22 protein-coding genes and 1 rRNA gene are annotated in these 23,349 nt (G+C 73.2%); 18 read left to right on the top strand and 5 right to left on the bottom strand.

Annotated features, from left to right (window positions below; translation table 11 throughout):
- Positions 1–121 precede the first annotated feature (121 nt).
- The 9 genes from rrf (at position 122) to C593_RS0112780 (ending at position 7,546) form a co-directional block, all read left to right on the top strand.
- Positions 122–238: ribosomal RNA gene (gene rrf / locus C593_RS0112820) — 5S ribosomal RNA — on the top strand.
- Positions 239–351: 113 nt separating this feature from the next.
- Positions 352–1,014, top strand: coding sequence for an HAD family hydrolase (locus C593_RS0112815; protein ID WP_018847687.1), 663 nt, complete (start codon positions 352–354; stop codon positions 1,012–1,014).
- A 69-nt stretch (positions 1,015–1,083) separates the two neighbouring features.
- Positions 1,084–2,325, top strand: a complete 1,242-nt coding sequence (locus tag C593_RS0112810) for an MFS transporter (RefSeq protein WP_026277634.1) — start codon at positions 1,084–1,086, stop codon at positions 2,323–2,325.
- The gene (locus tag C593_RS0112805; protein ID WP_486591118.1) at positions 2,276–3,451 is read left to right on the top strand and encodes an acetoin utilization protein AcuC; all 1,176 of its coding nucleotides are present in this window, start codon (positions 2,276–2,278) and stop codon (positions 3,449–3,451) included. The genes C593_RS0112810 and C593_RS0112805 overlap by 50 nt, the downstream gene beginning before the upstream one ends.
- 122 nt (positions 3,452–3,573) lie before the next feature.
- On the top strand, positions 3,574–4,389 hold the full coding sequence (locus tag C593_RS0112800) for a phosphatase (RefSeq protein WP_026277633.1): 816 nt from the start codon (positions 3,574–3,576) through the stop codon (positions 4,387–4,389).
- 146 nt (positions 4,390–4,535) lie between these two features.
- The gene (locus C593_RS0112795) at positions 4,536–4,748 is read left to right on the top strand and encodes a helix-turn-helix domain-containing protein (RefSeq protein WP_018847683.1); all 213 of its coding nucleotides are present in this window, start codon (positions 4,536–4,538) and stop codon (positions 4,746–4,748) included.
- A gap of 151 nt (positions 4,749–4,899) precedes the next feature.
- Entirely contained in the window at positions 4,900–4,998 is a 99-nt protein-coding gene (locus C593_RS31635) for a 30S ribosomal protein bS22 (protein WP_003948845.1), read from the top strand.
- A gap of 232 nt (positions 4,999–5,230) precedes the next feature.
- Positions 5,231–6,307: an NAD-dependent epimerase/dehydratase family protein gene (locus tag C593_RS0112785; RefSeq protein ID WP_018847682.1), complete on the top strand. Its 1,077-nt coding sequence runs from the start codon at positions 5,231–5,233 to the stop codon at positions 6,305–6,307.
- Between the two features lie 90 nt (positions 6,308–6,397).
- Complete coding sequence (locus C593_RS0112780) at positions 6,398–7,546, top strand: lysophospholipid acyltransferase family protein (RefSeq protein WP_018847681.1); 1,149 nt, start codon at positions 6,398–6,400, stop codon at positions 7,544–7,546.
- Between the two features lie 135 nt (positions 7,547–7,681).
- On the opposite strand, the gene C593_RS0112775 is transcribed toward C593_RS0112780, so the two are convergent.
- From C593_RS0112775 to C593_RS0112765, 3 genes are all read right to left on the bottom strand, one after another.
- Positions 7,682–8,881 (bottom strand): DUF5667 domain-containing protein, encoded by a 1,200-nt coding sequence (locus C593_RS0112775; RefSeq protein WP_018847680.1) that lies wholly within the window; start codon positions 8,879–8,881, stop codon positions 7,682–7,684.
- Between the two features lie 252 nt (positions 8,882–9,133).
- Positions 9,134–9,979: an ECF subfamily RNA polymerase sigma factor, BldN family gene (locus C593_RS0112770; RefSeq protein ID WP_018847679.1), complete on the bottom strand. Its 846-nt coding sequence runs from the start codon at positions 9,977–9,979 to the stop codon at positions 9,134–9,136.
- A gap of 446 nt (positions 9,980–10,425) precedes the next feature.
- Complete coding sequence (locus C593_RS0112765) at positions 10,426–11,373, bottom strand: HAD-IB family hydrolase (protein WP_018847678.1); 948 nt, start codon at positions 11,371–11,373, stop codon at positions 10,426–10,428.
- A gap of 255 nt (positions 11,374–11,628) precedes the next feature.
- Here C593_RS0112765 and C593_RS0112760 point away from each other — a divergent pair, with 255 nt between their 5' ends.
- The 8 genes from C593_RS0112760 to C593_RS0112725 all read left to right on the top strand — a co-directional run bounded on the left by C593_RS0112760 (position 11,629) and on the right by C593_RS0112725 (position 20,397).
- Complete coding sequence (locus C593_RS0112760) at positions 11,629–11,904, top strand: glutaredoxin family protein (protein ID WP_018847677.1); 276 nt, start codon at positions 11,629–11,631, stop codon at positions 11,902–11,904.
- A 393-nt stretch (positions 11,905–12,297) separates the two neighbouring features.
- Positions 12,298–13,026: a redox-sensing transcriptional repressor Rex gene (locus tag C593_RS0112755; RefSeq protein WP_026277632.1), complete on the top strand. Its 729-nt coding sequence runs from the start codon at positions 12,298–12,300 to the stop codon at positions 13,024–13,026.
- Positions 13,023–14,831: a glutamyl-tRNA reductase gene (locus tag C593_RS0112750; RefSeq protein ID WP_018847675.1), complete on the top strand. Its 1,809-nt coding sequence runs from the start codon at positions 13,023–13,025 to the stop codon at positions 14,829–14,831. The genes C593_RS0112755 and C593_RS0112750 overlap by 4 nt, the downstream gene beginning before the upstream one ends.
- The gene (gene hemC / locus C593_RS0112745; protein WP_026277631.1) at positions 14,828–15,802 is read left to right on the top strand and encodes a hydroxymethylbilane synthase; all 975 of its coding nucleotides are present in this window, start codon (positions 14,828–14,830) and stop codon (positions 15,800–15,802) included. The genes C593_RS0112750 and hemC overlap by 4 nt, the downstream gene beginning before the upstream one ends.
- Positions 15,799–17,460, top strand: coding sequence for a bifunctional uroporphyrinogen-III C-methyltransferase/uroporphyrinogen-III synthase (locus C593_RS0112740; protein ID WP_018847673.1), 1,662 nt, complete (start codon positions 15,799–15,801; stop codon positions 17,458–17,460). Before hemC ends, C593_RS0112740 begins: the two co-directional genes overlap by 4 nt.
- Positions 17,461–17,684: 224 nt before the next feature.
- Positions 17,685–18,653 carry a class I SAM-dependent methyltransferase gene (locus tag C593_RS0112735; RefSeq protein WP_106434639.1) on the top strand — a complete coding sequence of 323 codons (969 nt, stop codon included), beginning with the start codon at positions 17,685–17,687 and terminating at the stop codon, positions 18,651–18,653.
- Positions 18,654–18,737: 84 nt separating this feature from the next.
- Complete coding sequence (gene hemB, locus C593_RS0112730) at positions 18,738–19,739, top strand: porphobilinogen synthase (protein ID WP_078521433.1); 1,002 nt, start codon at positions 18,738–18,740, stop codon at positions 19,737–19,739.
- A gap of 157 nt (positions 19,740–19,896) precedes the next feature.
- The gene (locus C593_RS0112725; RefSeq protein WP_158686838.1) at positions 19,897–20,397 is read left to right on the top strand and encodes a hypothetical protein; all 501 of its coding nucleotides are present in this window, start codon (positions 19,897–19,899) and stop codon (positions 20,395–20,397) included.
- Between the two features lie 33 nt (positions 20,398–20,430).
- Here the strand turns inward: C593_RS0112725 and C593_RS29545 are convergent, their stop codons facing one another.
- Positions 20,431–20,745: a hypothetical protein gene (locus C593_RS29545; protein ID WP_018847669.1), complete on the bottom strand. Its 315-nt coding sequence runs from the start codon at positions 20,743–20,745 to the stop codon at positions 20,431–20,433.
- Between the two features lie 345 nt (positions 20,746–21,090).
- Between C593_RS29545 and C593_RS0112715 the strand changes: the two genes are divergently transcribed.
- Complete coding sequence (locus C593_RS0112715; protein ID WP_018847668.1) at positions 21,091–21,861, top strand: hypothetical protein; 771 nt, start codon at positions 21,091–21,093, stop codon at positions 21,859–21,861.
- Positions 21,862–21,996: 135 nt separating this feature from the next.
- Here the strand turns inward: C593_RS0112715 and C593_RS0112710 are convergent, their stop codons facing one another.
- On the bottom strand, positions 21,997–23,331 hold the full coding sequence (locus C593_RS0112710; RefSeq protein ID WP_018847667.1) for a cytochrome P450: 1,335 nt from the start codon (positions 23,329–23,331) through the stop codon (positions 21,997–21,999).
- Positions 23,332–23,349: the final 18 nt, after the last annotated feature.

Below are 23,349 nucleotides of genomic sequence, written 5' to 3'. Positions count from 1 at the left end.
GACCGGTACTAATAGGCCGAGGGCTTGTCCTCAGTTGCTCGCGTCCACTGTGTTAGTTCTGAAACAACGAACACCACCAATACTGTTGGCCGGGTGGTTGGTTCGTACAGTTTCATAGTGTTTCGGTGGTCATAGCGTTAGGGAAACGCCCGGTTACATTCCGAACCCGGAAGCTAAGCCTTTCAGCGCCGATGGTACTGCAGGGGGGACCCTGTGGGAGAGTAGGACACCGCCGAACAATTTTTGTCAGAAGGCCCCGGAACTTTGTTCCGGGGCCTTCTGCATTTCCGGACCCGGACAGTTCTCCGGACTCGTACGCTCTGCTCCGGCACCCTGAACTACTGTCGTCGCATGCGCTACGACCTCGTCATCTTCGACAACGACGGCGTGCTCGTCGACAGCGAGCCGATCTCCAACACGATCCTCGCCGCCTACCTCACCGAGCTGGGCCATCCCACGTCGTACGAGGACTCCCTGCGCGACTACATGGGCTCCGCGATGCACCGCGTTCACGACCTGGTCCGCGAGCGCACCGGGCAGGCGCTGCCCGCCGGCTTCGACGACACCTTCCACGCCCGGGTGTTCGCCGCCTTCGAGCGCGAACTGACCGCGGTCGACGGGGTCGTAGAGGTCCTCGGGAAGCTCCGGGCCGACGGTGTCCCCTACTGCGTCGCCTCATCCGGGAGCCATGAGCGCATCCGGGTCGGGCACCGGACCACCGGGCTGGACCGCTGGTTCGGGGACGGGATCGTGTTCAGCGCCCAGGACGTCGGCCGGGGCAAGCCGGCGCCGGACCTCTTCCTGCACGCCGCCCGGACCATGGGCGTCGCCCCGGAACGCTGTGTCGTGATCGAGGACAGCCCTCTCGGGGTGCGGGCCGCGGTCGCGGCCGGGATGGACGTGTACGGCTTCACCGCGATGACCCCGCCCGCCGAACTCGTCGGCGTGAGCGCGCACTTCGACACGATGGGGCAGCTGCCCGACCTCCTCGCCCAGCCGTCGGCCGCCGCCTGAGGGGCCTGTCAGAACTCCCCCTCCCCGCTCCCTACCGCGCGGTAGGCAACGGGCCTACGCTGTCCGGCCATGACCGACGCGCGATTGCGCCACGGACGCGGATCCCTGGCGTTCGCCTTCCTCGCGCAGGGCGTCGCCTTCGCTCTGCTCGTCACCCGCATCCCGGCCGTGCAGGACCGCTACGGGGTCTCCGACGCGCTGCTGCCGCTGTTCCTCGCCGCCGTGCCCGTACTCGCCGGCGCCGGCAGCGTCCTCACCGGACGCCTCGTACGCCGGACCCCGCCCAGCGCCGTGCTGCGCTGGTCCCAGCCGCTCGTACTGCTCTCCCTCCTCGGAGTCGGCGGCGGCCGCGAACTGTGGCATCTGGCGGTCGCCCTGGGTGTCTTCGGCCTCGCGGTCGGCGCGCTCGACGCGTCCATGAACATGCTCGGCGTCAGCCTCCAACGGGCCTACGGGCGGAGCATCATGCTCGGCTTCCACGCGGCCTACAGCCTCGGCGGCATCGCGGGCGCTTCTCTGGCCTGGGCCGGTGCGCGCGCGGATCTGGCGCTGTTCACCGCGTATCTCCCCGTCGTCGTGGTGCTGGTGCCCGCCGCGCTCGCCGCCAGTCGCCGGTACGTGGACGCGCCCCGCCGGAAGCGGCCGGACCCGGCGGACCCGGCGGACCCGGCGGGGAACGGCGGCCCCGGTGGCGCGGTGCCGCTGGGGGTGCTGACGCCCCTGTGCCTGGTGATGACCTTCGCGTACATCGGGGACTCCACCATCGCCAACTGGAGTGCCAAGTACCTCCAGGACGTGCTGGGCGGGTCTCAGGAGCTGGCGACCCTGCCCTACAACGCGTACATGGTGACCACGCTCCTCGGGCGGGCCGTCGGGGACCTGGGCGTACGGCGGTTCGGGGCGGTGGCGGTCGTGCGGTGCGGGGCGCTGCTGGCGGCCGCCGGGTTCGGCGTGGTCGCGGCGGCGCCCGGGCCCTGGGCCGGGATCGCGGGCTTCACCCTGCTGGGTCTCGGACTGTGCGTGATCGTGCCCCAGACCTTCGCCGCGGCCGGCCGGCTGCCGGCGGGGCGGAGCGACGCGGCCGTGGCCCGGCTCAACGTGTTCAACTACGCCGGCTTCCTCGTCGGCTCCCCTCTGGTGGGGGTGATCGGCGACGCGTGGAGCTACCGCGGGGCGATGCTGGTGCCCCTGGTGCTGGTGCTCGCGACCCTGGGGTATGCCCGCGCGTTCGGTTCCGGGGGCGACCGATACGGTGGCGGGCATGAGCGGCCGCGGGTTGTTGATGTGGGACGAGGCGGTCACGGCGTATGACTTCGGGGACAGCCATCCGATGGACCCGGTGCGTCTCGCCCTGACCATGGGACTGGTGCGTGCCTACGGGCTCGACGGGGCGATGGACGTGGTCGCGGCGAAGCCCGCCGGCGACTCCACGCTTCGGCTGGTGCACCGGGAGGACTACATCGCCGCCGTGCGCGCCGCCTCCCGCGATCCGCGCGCGGCAGACCAGAAGTACGGACTCGGCACCGTCGACGACCCGGCCTTCGCGGGCATGCACGAGGCGTCGGCGCTGATCGCCGGGCAGTCCGTGGGCGCGGCCGAGGCCCTGTGGCGCGGGCAGGCCGAGCACGCGGTGAACTTCGCGGGCGGGCTGCACCACGCGATGCCGGGCTGCGCCTCCGGTTTCTGCGTCTACAACGACGCCTCCCTCGCCATCGCCCGGCTGCTGGAGCTGGGCGCGGAGCGGGTCGCGTACGTCGACGTGGACGTGCACCACGGGGACGGGGTGCAGGCGGCCTTCTGGGACGACCCCCGGGTGCTGACGATCTCCCTGCACGAGCACCCCAGCACCCTGTTCCCGCAGACCGGCTGGCCGGAGGAGACCGGCGGGGACGGCGCCGCCGAGGGCTCGGCGGTGAACGTGGCCCTGCCGGCGGGGACGGGCGACGAGGGATGGCTGCGTGCCTTCGACGCGGTCGTACCCGAGCTGCTGGCCGCTTTCCGGCCGCAGGTCCTGGTGACACAGCACGGCGCGGACACCCACTTCGAGGACCCGCTGGCGCACCTCGCGGTGTCCCTGGACGCGCAGCGCGCGGTCCAGGAGACCTGCCACGAGCTGGCGCACAGCACCGCCGACGGCCGCTGGCTGGCGCTCGGTGGCGGGGGCTACGAGGTGGTGGACGTCGTCCCGCGCTCCTGGACCCATCTGGTGGGTATCGCCGCGCACCGGCCGGTGGACCCGGAGTCGGTGATCCCGTCGGCCTGGCGGGACGAGGTGTACGCGCGCACCCGGCAGTTGGGGCCGGGGCGGATGACGGACGGGCGGTGGCCGGTGCGCCGGCGGGCCTGGGAGGACGGCTACGACCCCGCGGACCGGCTGGACCAGGCGATCCTGGCGACGCGGCGGGCCGCGTTCCCGCTGCGGGGTCTGCTGCCGTAGCGGGGCCGGCGGGGCCCGCGGGGGCGGGCACAGGTGGCGGACTCGGAGCGGTATTAGGCCAACGGTGCGGGGTTTTCCGGGTTTTGGTCTCGGTGGCCCGCCCGTGCGCCAGCATGCGGAGGGTGTGGAGCACCGGAGGACTGCGTGCGCAGTTGCTGACGCATCTGCTGGACTCGGGGCTCGCCGGTCCCGTGGCGACCTCGCGGGAGGCGAGCCTGCGCAGCTACCGGGCGTTCGCGGCCCGCGACCCCCGGGTGACGATCGGGCTCGATCCGCTCGGGCATTGGGACGAGCGGGCCCTGCTGGCGCTGATGGCGGACCGTTGCGGGGTGTCCGGCGACCCGGGCCGGGTGCGGGGCGGGGACGTCATCGACCCGGAGCTGACCGTGCGGGCGCTGGACGTCTTCGCGGAGCGGCTGGCCGAGGCGGTGCGGCGGCGGGCGCCGGTGCTCTTCGGGACCGGGCATCCGCACCGGCTGCTCGGCTTCTACGCCGATCTGGCGGACGCGGTGTCGGCGGCTGGATGTCCTGTTCTCACCCCCGCGCAGGGGCGATGTGTCGACATAACGACCCGGTTCGGCGTACGTCCCCTCACTCTCGCCTACGTACGGGGGGTCGGTCTGGTCCGTGAGCAGGAGGCGGCGGGGGAGGGGGCGCACAGTCATTCGCCGCTGCCGGTCAGGGTGGCCCTCCAGGTCGCGGCGGAGGGGGGCGGGCCGCTCCCGGAGCTGGTGGTGGGCGATCACGGCTGGGTCTGCGGGGCAGGTCAGCTCGGTGTGGAGGCGATCGGGCTGGCGGACACGGACGATCCGGCTCTCTTCGTCGGCGCGGCCGAGGGGCAGGTGTCGGTCGCGGTCCCGCTGGACGACGGTGTGCCCTCGGACCACTACGCGCCGGTGACGCGCTATGTGCTCAAACGCGCCTGTCTGTCACCGTAGAACGCGTCTGTCACCGTAGAGGAGGAATGCAGCTCCTCTTCCCCACTCGCATCACCCGCCCCTAATCTGGGCAGTGAGCGCACAGCGACGAAGAGTCACCGGAGGGGAAGCCGGTGCGCGTCGGGTGCGGAAGGTACAGGTGGGTCATGGCAGCTGGCAGCGAGATGCCTCTCAACGAGGTCAAGTTCCTTACCGTGGCGGAGGTCGCCGCGGTGATGCGGGTGTCGAAGATGACGGTGTACCGGCTGGTGCACAGCGGTCATCTGCCGGCGATTCGGGTGGGGAGGTCCTTCCGGGTACCGGAGCAAGCGGTGCACGAGTATCTCCGCGAGTCCTTCGTGGGGGTGGAATCGGCCTGACGGAGGCCGGACTCCGCACTCGGATCGCCCTCGGATTACGTCCCTCACCCGGCGGCGGGTAGGCTAGGCCGACGTAGGTCGTGTGGGCCCAGACGCCCCGCACCGATCTCCGCTGGCGCGGAGATGTTCCGAGAAGTGAGCGAGGGTAGTCGTGGGCTCTGTTATCAAGAAGCGGCGCAAGCGGATGGCGAAGAAGAAGCACCGCAAGCTGCTCAAGCGCACGCGCGTTCAGCGTCGCAACAAGAAGTAAGCGGCGCCAGGTGCGCTGCTCGGCCCTCCCACCGGTCGCCGGTGGGAGGGCCGAGGTGCGTCCGGGGCCCGTCGCGTACGCCCCGGAGGCCGGTTCCGGACCGACCGGGGCCGGCGGCGCGAGGCGCAGGGGGCGTGAAAAGAAAGGTCCTGGCAAAAGTGCGCCGCGCGGTCGTCACAGCGCAACAACGAAGCGCTACGGTGACGAGACCACCTAGGGGAAGGCGCTGATCTTGGGCAAGGTCGTGCTCGTCACCGGTGTCGCCCGGCCGCTCGGGGGCCGTCTTGTGCGCCGCATCCAGCGCGACCCCGAGGTGGACCGGGTGATCGGTGTGGACGTCGTGGCGCCCGGCCGGCCGCTCGGCGGGGCCGAGTTCGTCCGTGCCGACATCCGGATGCCCGCGATCGCACGGGTCCTCGCGGAGCACGCCGTGGACACCGTGGTGCACCTGGACGTCACGGGCACACCGCTGGGCACCGGGGGCCGGGCGTCGGTCAAGGAGACCAACGTCATCGGCACCATGCAGCTGCTGGGCGCCTGCCAGAAGTCGCCCACGGTCGAGCGGCTGGTGGTGAAGTCCAGCACCAGCGTCTACGGCTCCGCGCCCCGCGACCCGGCCGTCTTCACCGAGACCACCCCGCCCAAGTCCCTGCCGAGCGGCGGCTTCGCCAAGGACGCGGTGGAGGTCGAGGGGTACGTCCGGGGGTTCGCCCGCCGGCGCCCGGACGTCGCGGTGTGCGTGCTGCGGTTCGCCAACATCCTGGGCCCGTGCGCCGATTCGCCGCTGGCCGAGTACTTCTCGCTCCCGGTGCTGCCGACCGTGTTCGGCTACGACCCCCGGCTCCAGTTCGTCCACGAGGACGACGTGATCGACGTGCTGCGCATCGCCCTGCACGAGCCACGGCGCGGGACCCTGAACAGCGGCACCTTCAACATCGCCGGTGACGGTGTGCTGAGCCTGGCGCAGTGCGCGCGGCGGCTGGGGCGGCCGACGCTGCCCGTGCTGCTGCCCGCGGTCACCTGGGTCGGGTCCGCGCTGCGGACCGTCGGCGTCACCGACTTCTCGCCCGAGCAGATCCGGCTGCTGACCCACGGCCGGGTGGTGAGCACCGTGCAGATGCGCGAGACCCTGGGCTTCGATCCCCGGTACAGCACGGCGGAGACCTTCGCGGACTTCGCGCGCGGCAAGGGGCCGGGGCTGCTGCCTCCGGAGGCCGTGGCGAGAGCCGTGGACGAGGTGGCGGCCGCCCTGGCGCCCGAGGGCGGGGCGGCCGCCACCTCGGGCGCGGCCCGGCACGGAGCCCGATGAGCAGCCCCCCGATGCGCAGCGCCCGATGACGAGCGGCCGGTGAACGGCGGCGCGAAGCCCGACAGGCCCGGACAAGGAGCACAGCCAACCATGGCGGACGCCAAGGTCATTCCCTTCGACGACGACCGTTCGCGCGGTGGCGCGGTGCGCCCGGCGAGGCGGCGGCCCGGCTCCGGGCGCCGCGTGGCCGAGCGGGCCGCGTCCGGCGAGGCGTCGGGCGAGCCGGGCCAGGAGGCGGCCGCGGGCCGCGCCGGGCGGCGGTCCCGGGGGGAGAAGCGGCGGACGGGCCGGGAGCGGTCCGGTGAGGCGGTGGTGAGTCCGCTGCCCGAGCAGGCGGCCGGGGCGGCTTCCGGTGACGGTCCCGTGCACGTGGACCCGGCCCCGGAGCATGGCGCGGCCGGGACCTGGGACCGGCGGGTCGCGGGCGGGCTCGCGTTCCTGCGCCGCCGGCTGACGGGCGACTACGAGGTGGACGAGTTCGGCTTCGACGCAGAGCTGACCGACCAGGTGCTGATGTCCCTGCTGCGCCCGATGTACGACAAGTACTTCCGGGTCGAGGTGAAGGGGATCGAGAACATCCCGTCCGAGGGCGGGGCGCTGGTGGTGGCCAACCACTCGGGGACGCTGCCGCTGGACGGGCTGATGATGCAGGTCGCCGTCCACGACAACCATCCGGCCGGGCGGCATCTGCGGCTGCTCGCCGCCGATCTGGTGTTCATGCTGCCGGTGGTGAACGAGCTGGCGCGGAAGGCCGGGCACACGCTGGCGTGCGCGGAGGACGCGGAGCGGCTGCTGCGGCGCGGCGAGGTCGTCGGGGTGATGCCGGAGGGCTTCAAGGGCATCGGCAAGCCGTTCTCCGACCGCTACAAGCTCCAGCGGTTCGGCCGGGGCGGGTTCGTGTCGACGGCGCTCGGTGCCGGGGTGCCGATCGTGCCGTGCTCGATCGTCGGTGCGGAGGAGATCTACCCGATGATCGGCAACGCGAAGACCCTGGCGCGGCTGCTGGGCTTCCCGTACTTCCCGATCACGCCGACCTTCCCGTGGCTCGGGCCGCTCGGTGCGGTGCCGCTGCCGACGAAGTGGACGATCCAGTTCGGGGAGCCGATCCCGACGGACGGGTACCCGCCGGAGGCGGCGGAGGATCCGATGCTGATGTTCAATCTGACCGACCAGGTGCGGGAGCAGATCCAGCACACCCTGTACAAGCTGCTGGTGCAGCGCCGGTCGGTGTTCTTCTAGGACGCTGCGCAGGGGCGCAGGCCGCGGCGCGGGTTGCGGGGCGGGTTGCGGGGCGTGGGTGGCAGCGCACAGAGCAGCGAAGAGGGGCGCTCCCGGCCGGGAGCGCCCCTCTTCGTCGTATCCGGCCGCCGCCGGCTACTGGTCGTCCGCCTCCAGGCCGAGGCCCGGGAGGATGCCCGGCAGCAGCGGCGGGATGGTGACGTCCGGGACCGGGGGCTCCGACTGCTTGCCGGACGGGGCCGGCGTGGTGCCCTGGGACGGCGGGTCGAGCAGGCCGCCCGTGTTTCCACCGAGGAGGCCCTCGTCCTGCGGCGCGGAGCTGGAGCCGGAGGGGCGGGGCTTGCTGTCCTGGCCGGTGCGGTCGCCGTCCTGCTCGGGGGTGGACGGCGACGTGCGGCCGGGACCGGTGGACCGGTCGGAGTCCTCGGGGGCGGTGCCCGGGCTCTGCGGACCCCGGTGCTCCTTCACCGGTGGGCGGGGGAGCAGGGATTCGAGCGGGCCGACCTCTTCCTCTATGGCGTCGAAGGCCGAGCTGACCTCTTCGCCGACGTCGTTCAGCTGCACGGGGAGCCGGTCGCGCAGCCCGTCCCAGGTGTCGCGGTGGGCACGGGAGAACGAGTCGAGGGTGGCCATCGGGCCCAGGGAGCCGTCGCGTTCGTACGCGGCGCTGAGCAGGCGGTGGCCCTCGGTGACGTCGTGCCGCATACCGGTGAGGGTGCGGCGGACCTCGCCGAGCGACTCGTGGTCGAGGCTGCCCGCCCGGTCCCGCTCCATCAGGCGACGGGCCTCGCCGAGCCGGGTGGAGGCCTGGTTGAGGTAGAGCTCTCCCCGGTCCGCGTCGCCGTCCGCGAGCTGGCGCTTGAAGTCCTCCATGCCGCGCTTGAGCCCGTACAGGGAGTCACCCGGGAGGGCGTCGGAACTGGCAGCGGCCACGCCGCTGAACGCCCCCGCGGCCACCCCCACGGTGAGCCCGCCGGCCGCGAGGCCCTTGGACCAGCGGGACCTCGGTCGCAACTTCCGGAGCGGGGAGGCCCGGTGGGCGCCGCGGCCGTGGGTCCGCTGTTCGGGCACCGTAGGGCCCGCGGGCGCACCTCCCTCGGCGACCGGGCCGTCCTTGAGCATCGCCTCCATGGCGGCCACGAGCTTGGCTCTGTGGACCACCTTGACCTCGGGGTCCAGTTCTGGTCTCGGCAGCTCGCCGAGACCGTTCGCCAGGCTCAACAGCCGGTCCTGCTCGGTCTCCTCGACCGATGCGCGGGGCTGTTCGGCCGCCCGGTCTTCCAGGGCCTGGGCGAAGGCGCTCGCCCGCCGGTGTGCCGAAACGTTCGCGATCACTGGCGGCACCTCCTCTCGTCATGACGGTCGACTCCCCTGAGGGTCTGGAGGGTTGCACGCCTTGAGCGCAACCACACGAACGAGTGAGTGGCTGCGGGCATGGCGTGTCCACAGGGAGCCTGCAATCCGCACAACGAGCGGCGCGGCAGTTGGGTTACGCGCGAAAGATGATCGGACCAGTGCGTCATCGGGGCGTCACCGAAGGTGAGTTGGGGACGGGGTCGGTGGGGGGAGGCGGGGAGGGGCGGTGGCTCAGCGGGCGTCCTCGGGCAGCAGCCGGGCGAGAGTGCGTACGGCGCGGTACTGGAGGGTCTTGATCGCACCCTCGTTCTTGCCCATGGCGCGGGCCGTCTCGGCGACGGACAGGCCCTGGAGGAAGCGGAGCGTGACGCATTCCTGCTGCTGGGGGTTGAGCTTGCGGACGGCTTCGAGGAGGGCGGCGTTGGAGAGGGACTCCAGGACGGAGTCCTCCGGGCTGCGCTCGACCTCGTTGGCGTCGAGCATCTCGCCCGTGGTGACCTCCAGCCGGAACCGGGAGGACTTGAAGTGGTCGGCGACGAGGTTGCGCGCGATGGTGACCAGCCAGGCGCCGAAGTCCCGGCCCTGCCAGGTGAAGGTGGAGATCCGGCGCAGGGCGCGCAGGAAGGTCTCGCTGGTGAGGTCCTCGGCGGTCGCCTTCCCGCCGACGCGGTAGTAGATGTACCGGTAGACGGTGTCGCTGTACTGGTCGTACAGCTTGCCGAAGGCCTCGGCCTCGCCGGCCTGGGCGCGTTCGACCAGCTCCATCATCCGGGCGCTGTCGCTGTCCGCCGAGGGGCGGCGGGCGGTGGTGGGGCCCCCGGCGCCCTGGCGGCCTCTGCGGGCGACGGCGCGCCCCTCGCCGGCGGCGCGCGAGTCGGTGACGGCGGTGCGCGCGGGGCCGGTCCCGACACGGTCGGCCAGGGCGTAGCAGGGACCGACCGGGCCGCCGGCGGCGGGAACGGGCGTGGCGAAGGCGGGGACGGCGTACGCGGTGGGGACGAGGCCGCGCAGGTGGTCGAGGACCGCTGCGCGCAGCGTAGCCAGGCCCGAGGCGTCAACCCCGACGTGTGGGTACACGGGACTCCCAGAGGCAGAGCTTCCATCACGAGCTGTGCTGGACCTTTCACCCGTCGTGATGACCGGTGGGGTCCGTCATGCGTCTGAGGAGAATAACGCTTCGTACAGGGCGTACTACACCCAGTTGTCAAAATCGCCGTTTCCGACGCTTCTGTTGTGTCTTGGTGACGGATCAAGGAAGAGTCGGTGACCGATTGTTGATCGGATCGCTTCGGAATCTGTCCCGTCGGGGGGCTGCTTGTGCTCACGGGGAGGCAACGGGACTGGCCGTGGCCTTACCGGGGAAGGATGACCGGATTGCCCGGCGACACGCGCGGGTCGTGACCCCGGGGCTGAGGGGGGCCGCTCACGATTGACGGAGGGGTCCCCGCCCGGTCGTACGGCCGGGACCGATGCGGCGGGTCAGCGGCGGATCTTCGGCCGCGACGGTTCCCCGGCGCGGCGGGTCAGCGGCGCCGGCGGTGCAGGGCGACGGCCGCCGCCGTCCCTCCGGCGAGCGCGCCCACGCCCGCCGCGGCCGGGATGCCGACCTTCGCCGCCTTGCGGCCCGTCCGGTAGTCCCGCAGCCGCCAGTCCCGTTCCCGGGCGTGCTTGCGCAGCTTGGTGTCCGGGTTGATCGCGTACGGATGGCCGACCAGGGAGAGCATCGGGATGTCGTTGTGGCTGTCGCTGTACGCGGCGCAGCGGGACAGGTCCAGGCCCTCGGCGGCCGCCAGGGCGCGCACCGCCTCCGCCTTGGCGGGGCCGTGCAGCGGTTCGCCGACGAGCTTGCCGGTGTAGACGCCCCCGACGGACTCGGCGACGGTGCCGAGGGCGCCGGTCAGCCCGAGGCGGCCCGCGATGATCGTGGCGGTCTCCACGGGCGCGGCGGTGACCAGCCACACCTTCTGCCCGGCGTCCAGGTGCGCCTGGGCGAGGGCCCGGGTGCCGGGCCAGATCCGGTCGGCCATGTACTCGTCGTAGATCTCCTCGCCGATGCTCATCAGTTCGGAGACGCGGTGGCCCTTGACGATGGACAGGGCGCTGTCGCGGGCGTCCTGCATGTGCTCGGGGTCCTCGACGCCGGCGAGCCGGAACCACGCCTGCTGCCAGGCGAAGCGGGCGAGTTCGCGGCGCTGGAAGAACTGCCGCTTGTACAGGCCCCGGCCGAAGTGGAAGATCGCGGCGCCCTGCATCACGGTGTTGTCGAGGTCGAAGAAGGCGGCGGCGCGCTCGTCGCCGGCGACGGGGAACGCCGGTTCTCCCGTTCCCTCGGCCGGTGCGCCCTCCAGTTCCTGGAGGGCCTCGATCGTCTGTGAGGACTTGCGTGCTGCCTCGGCTGCGGCCTCGCCCGCCAGGACGCTGCGCGCGGTGGCGGAGCGCCTGCGGGGGGTGAGCCATCCCAGAGCGGCCATGGCGTGAGCATAGCCAGTCCGCCGGCTGCCTCCGGACCCGCCGGGATGCGGAGGCGTGAACAGTCCGCGTCGGCGCCGTTACGCGGCCGGGCCGTGCGGCGTCCGCCACCGCCCGGGCCCGTGGCGGGCCTGGGAGTGTCCGGAAGGCCGCGCCGTTCGCCCGGAGCGCGGGTTGCCGGGTGTCCTGGACCGGGCGGGACGGTCCGGACACGGCCCCCGGCGGGGCGCCCCGCCGGGGCGGGGAGAATGGGGGGCATGAGCCCTCTGCTGCGGCGTACGAAGAAGAAGGCCGGTGAGCGTGTCGTGACGCTGATCGGCAAGCCCGGCTGCCATCTGTGCGACGACGCCCGGGAGGTGGTCGCGTCGGTCTGCGAGCGGACGGGGGCGTCCTGGGAGGAGAAGGACATCACCCGGGACGAGGAACTGCACCGCGCCTACTGGGAGCAGATCCCGGTGGTGCTCGTCGACGGCGAGCAGCACACCTTCTGGCGGGTGGACGCGGAGCGCCTGCGGCGGGCCCTGGAGGAATGAACCGGGCTCCCGGCGGTGCGCGGGGGCGTCACCGGAAGGCGGCGTCCCGGAAGGCTGACGCCACGCGTCCTGGAGGCTCGATGGAGTCCGGCGACGGGGTCCGTCCGGGGGCTGTCGGCGCAGGCGCGGACAGGGCACAGTGACATGGGTCCGGTGGCCTCGGGGGCGTCGTCGTGGGGAGTGTGGACGGTTTTGCGCCCTTGAGGAGCGGTACGGGCGAGGTGGGTCCGCGGTTCCGGGATAGGCGCCCCGGAACGCGTGAGCCCGGTCACTTTGCACGGACAAACTGGACACAATCTTTGTGCACGCGTTCACAAAGACATAGCCTGCATTCGACGGGGCGGTCATGGGACTCACGGCCGCCTGCAGCCTCGCTCATCCCGCAGGAGCACCGTGGCAACTGGCCGAAATCACCGACCGGCGACCCGTAGCCGAGGAATCCCCGAGGCCACCGTCGCCCGGCTTCCGCTGTACCTCCGCGCCCTGACGGCGCTGTCGGAGCGGTCCGTGCCCACGGTGTCGTCCGAGGAGCTGGCCGCCGCCGCGGGCGTCAACTCCGCGAAGCTGCGCAAGGACTTCTCGTACCTGGGCTCCTACGGGACGCGTGGTGTGGGCTACGACGTCGAGTATCTCGTGTACCAGATCTCGCGTGAACTGGGGCTCACCCAGGACTGGCCGGTTGTGATCGTCGGTATCGGTAACCTCGGCGCCGCGCTGGCCAACTACGGCGGCTTCGCCTCCCGTGGTTTCCGGGTCGCCGCGCTCATCGACGCCGATCCGGCGATGGCCGGAAAGCCCGTGGCGGGCATCCCCGTCCAGCACACGGACGAGCTGGAGAAGATCATCAGTGAGAACGGCGTCTCGATCGGCGTGATCTCGACGCCCGCCGGGGCCGCGCAGCAGGTCTGCGAGCGCCTGATCGCCGCCGGTGTCACCTCCATCCTCAACTTCGCGCCCACCGTGCTGTCCGTGCCGGACGGGGTGGACGTGCGCAAGGTCGACCTCTCCATCGAGCTCCAGATCCTCGCCTTCCACGAGCAGCGCAAGGCGGGCGAGGAGACCGAGGCGGCGGCGACCCGCAAGGGACCTGACGGGGACATGCCCGCCGTGATGCCGGCATGAGTCTCCTGGTCGTCGGACTCAGTCACCGCAGCGCTCCCGTGAGCGTGCTGGAGCGGGCCGCGCTGCCCGCCGACGCGCAGGTCAAGCTGTTGCAGGACACCCTCGCCGCGGAGCCCGCGACGGAGGCGGCGGTCCTCGCCACCTGCAACCGCATCGAGCTGTACGCGGACGTGGACAAGTTCCACGCGGGTGTCGCCGAGCTGTCCACGCTTCTCGCGCAGCACAGCGGGGTGGGGCTGGAGGAGCTGACCCCCTATCTGTACGTGCACTACGAGGACCGCGCCGTCCACCACCTGTTCTCGGTGGCGTGCGGGCTGGACTCGATGGTCGTGGGCGAGGGCCAGATCCTCGGCCAGATCAAGGACGCGCTGGCGCGCGGGCAGGAACTGCACACCGCCGGGCGGCTGATCAACGACCTGTTCCAGCAGGCCCTGCGGGTCGGCAAGCGCGCCCACAGCGAGACCGGCATCGACCGCGCGGGCCAGTCGCTCGTCACCTTCGGGCTGGAGCAGCTCGCGGCCGGCGAGCCGGTCGAGCGGTGGGCCGGGGGCAAGCGGGCGCTGGTCATCGGCGCCGGCTCGATGTCCTCCCTCGCCGCGACGACGCTGGCGCGGCTCGGCGTGCGCGAGCTGGTGATCGCCAACCGGACGCCGGAGCGCGCGGAACGTCTCGCGGCGGTCCTCGCCGCGGCGGGCGGTCCGCGGGCACACGCGGTCCGGATGTCGGCGGTCCCCGGCGAACTGACACGAGCCGACGTGGTCGTCTCGTGCACCGGCGCGACGGGTCTCGTCCTCACGGCGGACGCGGTGGCGTCGGCGCTCGCGCAGCACGTCGACCCGGACGTCGCCGCGCTGCCCGCCGCCGACCTGCGCGCCCCCGAGGGCAGCGTCGTCGCCCGCCTCGCGGCCCTGGCGGCCCGCGACGGCCGCGTACCGGAACCGGCCCCACCGGAGACGGCCTCACCGGGGACGGCGGGAGCCGGTTCGGACGCGGGCCGCGTGAGCGGTGCCGCCGACCCGGAGCGCGCCCCGGGTCCGTCCGGCGACGGGACGTACACCGGTGCCGGCGCGGCCCCCGGCGCAACCGCCCCCGTGACCCCAGGCGCCCCCGTGACCCCCGGCGCCGGGCCCCTCGGCTCGGTCGAGGAGGGCGTCGGCGAGTGTCCGCTCGGGCTGGAGGAGCTGCCCGTGGACGCGCTCGCGCAGCACGGTGCGTGGGTGGACAACGCCGCGCGCGCCGCGGCGCACTCCGCCGGAGCCGCGCGCACCGGCGCGGCGGCGGACGGCGGGCCCGTGCGGCTCGCGCTGCTCGACCTCGCGATGCCGCGTGACGTCGACGCGGCCGTCCACCGCCTCGGCGGTGTCCGGCTCGTCGACATCGAGTCGCTCGCCGAGGCGTCCGCCGACGCCCCCATGGCCGCCGACGTCGACGCCGTGCGCACCATCGTCTCGGACGAGGTCGCCGCCTTCGGCGCCGCCCAGCGCGCCGCGCACATCACGCCGACCGTGGTCGCCCTGCGCACCATGGCCGCCGACGTGGTCGCCGGCGAGATGGCCCGCCTCGACGGCCGTCTCACCGGCCTCGACGAGAAGCAGCGCGCCGAGATCACCCAGACCGTGCGGCGCGTGGTGGACAAGCTCCTGCACGCGCCCACCGTGCGGGTCAAGCAACTCGCCAGCGAGCCCGGCGGCGCCGGGTACGCCGACGCGCTGCGGACCCTCTTCGACCTCGACCCGGAGACGGTCGCGTCCGTCAGCCGGGCCGACCTGAACGACGCAGACGTCAAGAACCGAGGGCGGGTATGACCGAGAGGGCACTGAGGCTCGGGACCAGGCGCAGCAAACTCGCCATGGCCCAGTCCGGACAGGTGGCGGAGGTGGTGCGCCGTGCCACCGGCCGGGACGTCGAGCTCGTCGAGATCACGACCTACGGGGACACCTCCCGCGAGCACCTGACGCAGATCGGCGGCACGGGCGTGTTCGTCGCCGCGCTGCGCGACGCGCTGCTGCGCGGCGAGGTGGACTTCGCCGTCCACTCCCTCAAGGACCTGCCGACCGCGCAGCACGAGGCCCTCGCCCTCGCCGCGGTCCCGCCCCGCGAGGACCCGCGCGACGCGCTCGTCGCCCGCGACGGACTCACCCTCGACGAGCTGGCCGCGTCCACCGCCGGCCGGCCCGCCCGGATCGGCACCGGTTCGCCGCGCCGCATGGCCCAGCTCAACGCGTACGCCCGCTCCCACGGGCTGCACGTCGAGACCGTGCCGATCCGCGGCAACGTCGACACCCGGATCGGATACGTGCGGAACGGGGAGCTCGACGCCGTCGTGCTCGCCGCTGCCGGACTGAACCGCATCGGCAGGGCCGAGGAGGCGACCGACTTGCTGTCCGTCGACTTCGTCCTGCCCGCCCCCGGCCAGGGGGCCCTGGCGATCGAGTGCCCGGCGGCCGACGCCGGGCTGGTCGCCGCGCTCGCCGCGCTCGACGACCCGCTCACGCGGGTCGCCGTGACGGCCGAGCGTGCCCTGCTCGCCGCCCTGGAGGCCGGCTGTTCCGCACCCGTGGGTGCGCTCGCCGACATCCAGGCCGACGGCCGGGAAGCCACCGAAATGCGCCTGCGGGGCGTCGTCGGCACGACCGACGGCTCCGCGCTGGTGCAGCTGTCCACCACCGGTCCCGTACCCGTGTCGCACGGCGACGCCATCGCGCTCGGTCGCGAACTCGCGTCCGAGATGCTCGCCAAGGGTGCGGCCGGTCTTATGGGGGAGCGAGCACTTTGAGCCCCACCACCTCGAACCATCCGGCCCTCGCGGCGCACGGGCACGTCACCTTCCTGGGGGCGGGTCCCGGCGACCCGGGTCTGCTGACCCTGCGTGCCGTCGAAGCCCTGGCCGACGCCGATGTGCTGATCGCCGAGCCCGCGGTGCTCGACGTCGTACGCGGACATGCCCGGGCGGGCGTAAGCACGCCTGAGCTGACGGTTGTTGACGATGCGTCAGCGACCGCCTCAATCCCCGTACTGCGGGATGCGGCCAATCTTGTCATGGAGGCCGCGAGGGGCGGCAAGCGGGTCGTCCGTGCGGTGACGGGCGATCCGGGCCTGGACACCGACACCGGCCGGGAGATGCTCGCCTGCGCGTCGGAGGGCATCCCCTTCGAGGTCGTGCCGGGCGTCGCCAACGCCGTCGGCGTGCCCGCGTACGCCGGTGTCCCGCTGCGCGACGCCGAGGGGGCGGACGTCCGCTTCGTCGACGCGCGCACCGCGAGTGAGCGCTGCTGGACCGAGGTCGGCGCGAGCGACGGCACCGTCGTCGTCTCCACCACCCTGGAGACGGTGGCCGCGGCGGCGGGCGAGCTGGTCTCCGCCGGGCGCAAGCCCGACACCCCGCTCACCGTGACCGTCGCCGGCACCACCACCCGCCAGCGCACCTGGACCGCCACCCTCGGCACGATCGCCGGGACCCTCAAGCAGGCGAAGGTCCTCCCCTCGCCCGAGGGGCACCAGCCGGTCATAGCCGTGGTCGGCGAGCGCAGCGCGACGGCGCAACGCGACCGGCTCGCGTGGTTCGAGTCCAAACCGCTGTTCGGCTGGAAGGTCCTCGTGCCGCGCACCAAGGAGCAGGCCGCCTCGCTCTCCGACCAGTTGCGCTCGTACGGCGCGGTGCCGCACGAGGTCCCGACGATCGCCGTCGAACCGCCGCGTACCCCGCAGCAGATGGAGCGCGCGGTCAAGGGCCTGGTCACCGGCCGCTACGAGTGGATCGCCTTCACCTCGGTGAACGCGGTCAAGGCGGTGCGCGAGAAGTTCGAGGAGTACGGGCTGGACGCCCGCGCCTTCGCGGGCATCAAGGTCGCCGCGGTGGGCGAGCAGACCGCCAAGGCCCTGGTGGACTTCGGCGTGAAGCCGGACCTGGTGCCGAGCGGCGAGCAGTCGGCCGCCGGTCTGCTGGAGGACTGGCCGCCGTACGACCCGGTCTTCGACCCGATCGACCGCGTCTTCCTGCCGCGCGCCGACATCGCGACCGAGACCCTGGTCGCGGGCCTGATCGAGCTGGGCTGGGAGGTCGACGACGTCACCGCGTACCGGACCGTGCGCGCCTCGCCGCCGCCGGCCGACACCCGGGAGGCGATCAAGGGCGGCGGCTTCGACGCGGTGCTCTTCACCTCCTCGTCGACCGTGCGGAACCTGGTCGGGATCGCGGGCAAGCCGCACAACGTGACGGTGATCGCCTGTATCGGCCCGGCGACGGCGAAGACCGCGGAGGAGCACGGGCTGCGGGTGGACGTCCTGTCGCCGGAGCCGTCGGTGACCCGGCTGGCCGAGGCGCTGGCGGAGTTCGGCGCGGCGCGCCGGGCGGCGGCGGTCGAGGCGGGCGAGCATGTGACGCGTCCGTCGGAGCGGCGTCCGGGCGGCCGGAGACGGCGTACGACGACGTGACCGCGGTCCCCGTGGGGGTCGTGTGAGGTGGCTTGCCGTGGGCGGGCCGGGATCGTCCCGGCCCGCCCACGGTGTTTCCGGCCCGCCCCTCGACGCCTCCGGTGCCTCCCGGGCGGGGCGGTGGTCGACACGGGCGGCCCCGGGGGCGTACACCGGAGGCAGAAGCGCGCCGGGCGGCGGGTGCCCGGCGGTCGGCGGTCGGCGAGGAGCGGACGGTGGCGGTCATGGGCGAGGGCACGGCGGGGGCTGACGATCCGGCGGGTGCGGGTGCGGGTGCGGGTGCGGGTGCGGGTGCGGGGCCCGGGGTGGGCGTGGTCCACCCGGGGAACGCGGAGCAGGCCCGGGCCTGGGACGGTGACGAGGGCGGGTTCTGGGCCGCGCACGCCGAGGACTTCGACCGCAGCCTGCACGCCTTCCAGGGCCCCTTCCTGGACGCCGCCGCGCTCCAGCGCGGGGAGGCCGTCCTCGACGTCGGCTGCGGCGCCGGGCTCACCTCGCGCGCGGCGGGGCGGCTGACCGCGGGCGGGACGGTGCTCGGCGTCGACCTGTCCGGGCCGATGCTCGCGGTCGCCCGGCGGCAGGCGGCGCGCGAGGGGCTGGACACCGTCCGCTTCGAGCAGGCCGACGCGCAGGTCCACCCGTTCCCCGAGGGCGCCTTCGACGTGGCGATCAGCCGGGCCGGGGCGATGTTCTTCGCCGATCCGGTCGCCGCCTTCGGCAACATCCGCCGGGCGCTGCGTCCGGGCGGGCGGCTGGTGCTGCTGGTGTGGCAGGAGGCGGCGCGCAACGAGTGGTTCGTGCGGGTGCGGCAGGTGCTCGCCGCGGAGGGCCGCGAGTTCCCGGTGCCCGGCCCGGGCGAGCCCGGCCCCTTCTCGCTGGCCGACCCCGGCCGGGTGCGGGACGTCCTCACCGCCGCCGGGTTCGCCGCGCCCGAGGTGGAGGGGGTCGACGCGCCGCTGTGCTTCGGGCGGGAGGTGGAGCGGGCGTACGCGTTCATGGCGGGGCGGATGGCGTGGATGGTCGAGGACCTGGACGCGTCCGCCCGGGCGCGCTGCCTGGCCGCGCTGCGGGCCGACATCGAGGCGCATCTGACACCGGAGGGCGTGCGGTACGCGGCGTCGGCGTGGCTGGTGCGGGCGGGGCGGGAGGAGCGGGCGGAGCGGGAGGAGCGGGAGGAGCGGGCGGAGCGGTGACGGGGCCCGCCCGGGCGGTGGCGCCCCCGCCCTCCGACGGGCTGTCGGTAATCGCGGCCGTGTGACGGGCGTAGCGTGGCCCGTATGACTGCGTACGGATCCTTCCCCGGTGCCCGCCCCCGGCGGCTCCGGACCACCCCCGCCATGCGGCGCATGGTCGCCGAGAACCGGCTGCACCCGGCCGACCTGATCCTTCCCGCGTTCGTCCGCGAGGGCATCGGCGAGCCGGTCCCGATCCGGGCGATGCCCGGGGTCGTCCAGCACACCCGGGACACCCTGCGGAAGGCGGCCGTCGAGGCGCGTGAGGCGGGCGTCGCGGGGATCATGCTGTTCGGCGTGCCGGAGGACGCGAAGAAGGACGCCCTCGGCACGGCGGGCACGGACCCGGAGGGCATCCTCCAGGTCGCGATCCGGGACGTGCGGGCGGAGGTCGGCGACGAGCTCGTGATCATGTCGGACCTGTGCCTGGACGAGTACACCGACCACGGCCACTGCGGGGTCCTCACGGCGGACGGCCGGGTGGACAACGACGCCACGCTGGAACGTTACGCCGAGATGGCCCAGGCCCAGGCGGACGCGGGCGTCCACGTCGTCGGCCCGAGCGGCATGATGGACGGCCAGATCGGCGTGGTCCGCGACGCGCTCGACACCATCGGCAAGGAGGACGTGTCGATCCTCGCGTACGCCGTGAAGTACTCCTCCGCGTTCTACGGCCCCTTCCGCGAGGCGGTCGGTTCCTCCCTCACCGGCGACCGCAAGACCTACCAGCAGGACCCGGCCAACGTGCGCGAGTCCCTGCGGGAACTGGCCCTCGACCTGGAGGAGGGCGCCGACATGGTCATGGTCAAGCCGGCCGGCCCCTACCTGGACGTCCTCGCCCGCGTCGCCGACTCGGTCCACGTCCCGGTCGCCGCGTACCAGATCAGCGGCGAGTACGCGATGGTCGAGGCGGCTGCCGAGAAGGGCTGGATCGACCGTGAGGCGGCCATCGCCGAATCCCTCCTGGGCATCAAGCGCGCGGGCGCCGACATGATCCTCACGTACTGGGCGACGGAGGCGGCCCGGCGGCTGGGCGGGGTGCACTGAGGGGGCCGCGGCGGGCCTCTTCGGGGGCGGGGGAAACCTCGGCCCAACGGTTTTCGGCCAACACCATCTTTCCGTGGTCGAGTTGGTGCCGGGCGTGATGTTTCCTGGTATAGGGGTGATCGACGGCCCCGCCGCAGACATCACAAGCGAAGGAGTCGTGGCTGTGTTTGGCCTGTCCAGCGCGGAGGGCGACCGGTTCGAGATGGAGGTCGCGGAGGCGGACTCCTACGCGGCCCGGGTGAGGGTGCGAATAGCCCCCGCGCTCCGCAGGCGATTCACGCCGCCCATGTCCCTCGTGCTGCGGGCGCACCGGCATGTGCAACTGCATCCGCTGCGGAGCCTGTACTGCCGGTGCACCCGGCTGCGGATGGACGGGAGGCGGTCCGGGCTGCAGATCAGCCAGGTGCGGCCCCCGAAGGCGGACCACCGGCTGCGCACCTGGGACCAGGGGGAACTCGGCTGGTCGGGCGTGCGGCTGGAGACGATCGGGCAGACGGACGCGGGGAATCTGCTGACCGTCGATTTCACGCCATCCGGCTTGGAAGGGCTGGGCCCCTTCCTGGAGTTGCGGTTCGAGGCCGCGGTGGACCGGGTGAGTGTGGGCGAGGCGCGGCAGGTCTTCCAGGTCAGGGACACGGAGCTGGTCCCGGTGGGCTGACGGCCCCCGGGCCTGGTGCCCCGTGGGCACGGGCTACGCGGCGGCGGCCGGCTGCGGGCGCAGCACCGCCGGCAGCGCCGGGTGGTGGGAGAACGCCGCCGCGGCGACGCACTGGAGCGCCCAGCGGAGCGCGTCGATCTGCCCGACGACGTAGTCGTCGATCGGCGACTCGTGCGCGCTCGGGTGCTTGTCCTCGAACTCGTCGAGCACGGCCCGGACCCCGGCGAGGGCCTTGCGCTCGGCGGAGCAGCCGCTGGTGGACGCCTCGGCGACCCGGGCCCGGAGGAACGCGGCGAGGGCGCGGTCGGTGGCCAGGGTGCTCTCCGCGCTGGGCACGGTGCGTCTCATGTGCTGCTCCTCTCCGGGTGCACTGCGGGGTCGCTGCACGGCGCCGGGCAGGCGGGGTGGCGTGGACGCGACGATGCCGCAGCGCCGGCCGGCCACCGGACACGGCCGGCACGGGCCCCCTCGCCGCCCGCACGCAATGGCGGACGCACGCCGTCGGCTACGCAAGCCTGGCCGGTTCCGTACCCCCCGTGGGAAACGGCGCGGAACCGGCCCGTGCGGCGAAACCTCATCATCGTGTTTTCCCCCGCGGCCGCCACCGAGGGGAAACGGTCTTTCCCTTTGCCGCGCGGCCGGCCCGGGGGCCGTCACGATCCTTCTGTCCCGCTTCCTGTTCGTGGAGGACCCGTGTCTCCTTCATCCGCCACCCGTCGCGCACTCGGCGAACTGGGGGTCTGCACTCCGCTTTTCGTCCAGGAGATCACCGATCAGGCCATCGACGCCTTCGCGCCCGACGGACGGGCGGATCTGATGACCCGGATAGCACTGCCGCTGCCGGCCCTGAGCATGCAGGGGTTCCTCGGGGCGGACGAGTGGTACGCCGACCGGCTGCGACGGGCGGTGACGAGCCTGACCTCCGGGCAGTCGCCGCGCCCCGAGCAGGCCGCTCGGGACCTGCACGGGCTGATGGAGGAACTGGTCGCGGAGAAGGCGGCGTCGCCCGGGCCCGACCTTGTGTCCTGGATGCTGCACCACAGTCCGGACGCCCGCCCCGAGGCAGTGGCGCACGAGGTCTACGACCTGGTGGTGGTCACGGCGGACACGGCGACGGCCCTCATCACCGGCCGCCTGGCGCTGGAGCTGCCCGGGCCCGGCCGGGCGGGTTCGGAGAGGGCGCCGGGAGGCGGGAACCCGTCAGACGGACCGCCGGGGAGCGAGGCGGCGCTCGCCCTGCTCATCGCGGACGCGGTGGTCGACCGGCTGCTGGAGCGCTTGCCGGGCTTGCGGCTCCGGCTGCCGGTGGCGTCGATCGAGCGGACTCCGGCGGGGCTGCCGCGCGTCCTCGATGCCGACTTTCCCCCGGCGCCGGGCGTGGCGCCGGCCGACGCCTCGCTCCGGTTCCCGCTGCCTGAACCGTCGTTCACCGTCGCCCCGCCGGGCAGATCCGGCCATCGGTGAGAACTGCCGTGCACGCCACACCCTGGCCGCGCCGCTGCGCCGCCGCGAGCCAAGGATGCCGAGGCGAGTCGCTGCGACCCGGGAAGCCGACGTCCCCGGCCCCCGGTCGTCGCCGCGGCAGGCGGGCCGCTGGCCTCAGGGCGCGTCGCGCCGGTGGACGACCATCTCGACCCGGTCGGGGTGCGCCATGGACGACGCCGCTTCGGCCGGCGGCCGGGCGCCCGGGCGGGGGGTGAGCTTCCAGCGCGGGAGGAGGGTCGCCAGCGTGATGGTGGCCTCCATCCACGAGAACTTGTCGCCGATGCAGCGCCGGTTGCCGGCCCCGAAGGGTACGGCGTGCTCTCGCGGGCGTTCCTTGGTCCGCTCGGGCAGCCAGCGGTCGGGGTCGAAGCGGTCGGGGTCGGGGTAGAGGCCGGGGTGGCGGTGCAGGCCGTAGAGGCTGATGAGGATCTCGGTGCCCTCGGGGATCTCGTGGCCCCCGACCGTCACCGGCTCGGTCGAGCGCCGGGTGAGTGTCACGACGCCGTGCAGACGCAGCGTCTCGTCCAGAACCCGCGTGATCGCGGGCAGCCGCATGACATCGGAGAAGGCCACCGGCCGGTCGCCGACCACTGCCTCGATCTCGTCGAGGACGGCCTGCTCGACGTCCGGATTCTGCGCGAGGTGGTACAGGGCCCAGGCGAGGGTGGATGCCGTGGTCTCGGTGCCGGCGAAGAGCATGGTGGTCAGCTCGTCGCGAATCTCCTCGTCGCTGAAGCCCACGCCGTCCTCGTCGCGTGCGGTCAGCAGGAGCGAGAGGAGGTCGGGACGGGTGTCGGGCCCGGCGGCGCGCGTGCGGACGACGACCTCGTCGATGACGGACCGCATCCGGGTGACCGAGCGGTTGAACTCGCTCCACACCGGCCAGGAGTCCATCCACGTCGGCGCCAGGGTCCGGCGCAGCATGTACTTCAGGATGACCGGCAGGTCCTCGCGGACGGCCTGGACCGCTGGACGGCCGATGTCGGCGGCGAACAGGGTCGCGGCGAGGGTCTCGATCGCGTACGTGCCCATCACCTGGTTGAGTTCGAGCTGCTGGCCGTGCCGCAGCGACGCGCTGAGCGCGTCCGCCCGCCCGCTCATGACCTCGGCGTACCCGGCCAGACGCTCCTTGTAGAACATCGGCTGTATGAGGCGCCGGTTGCGCAGGTGCACGGGTCCGTCGCTGTTCGCCAGCCCGTTGCCGACGAGCCCGCTCACCCGGTCGTACAGGCGGCCCTTCCGGAACGACCGGGCCTTGCGGACCATGACCTCGTTGACGATCTCGGGGCTTGAGACGAAGAGCATCGGCATCGTGCCCAGCTTCAGCAGGACGACCGGCCCCTCGGTGTGCAGGGACCTGAGAACGGCGAGCGGATTGCGCAGGAGTCGTGGAACATGGCCGAGCCCGGGGACGCCACCCTTGGCCAGGGGGACGGATGCGAGAGTCACGCGGGTGTTCCTTTCACG

The organism is Streptomyces sp. CNT372 (assembly GCF_000377145.1).
This window is presented reverse-complemented; position numbering and strand designations above follow the sequence as displayed.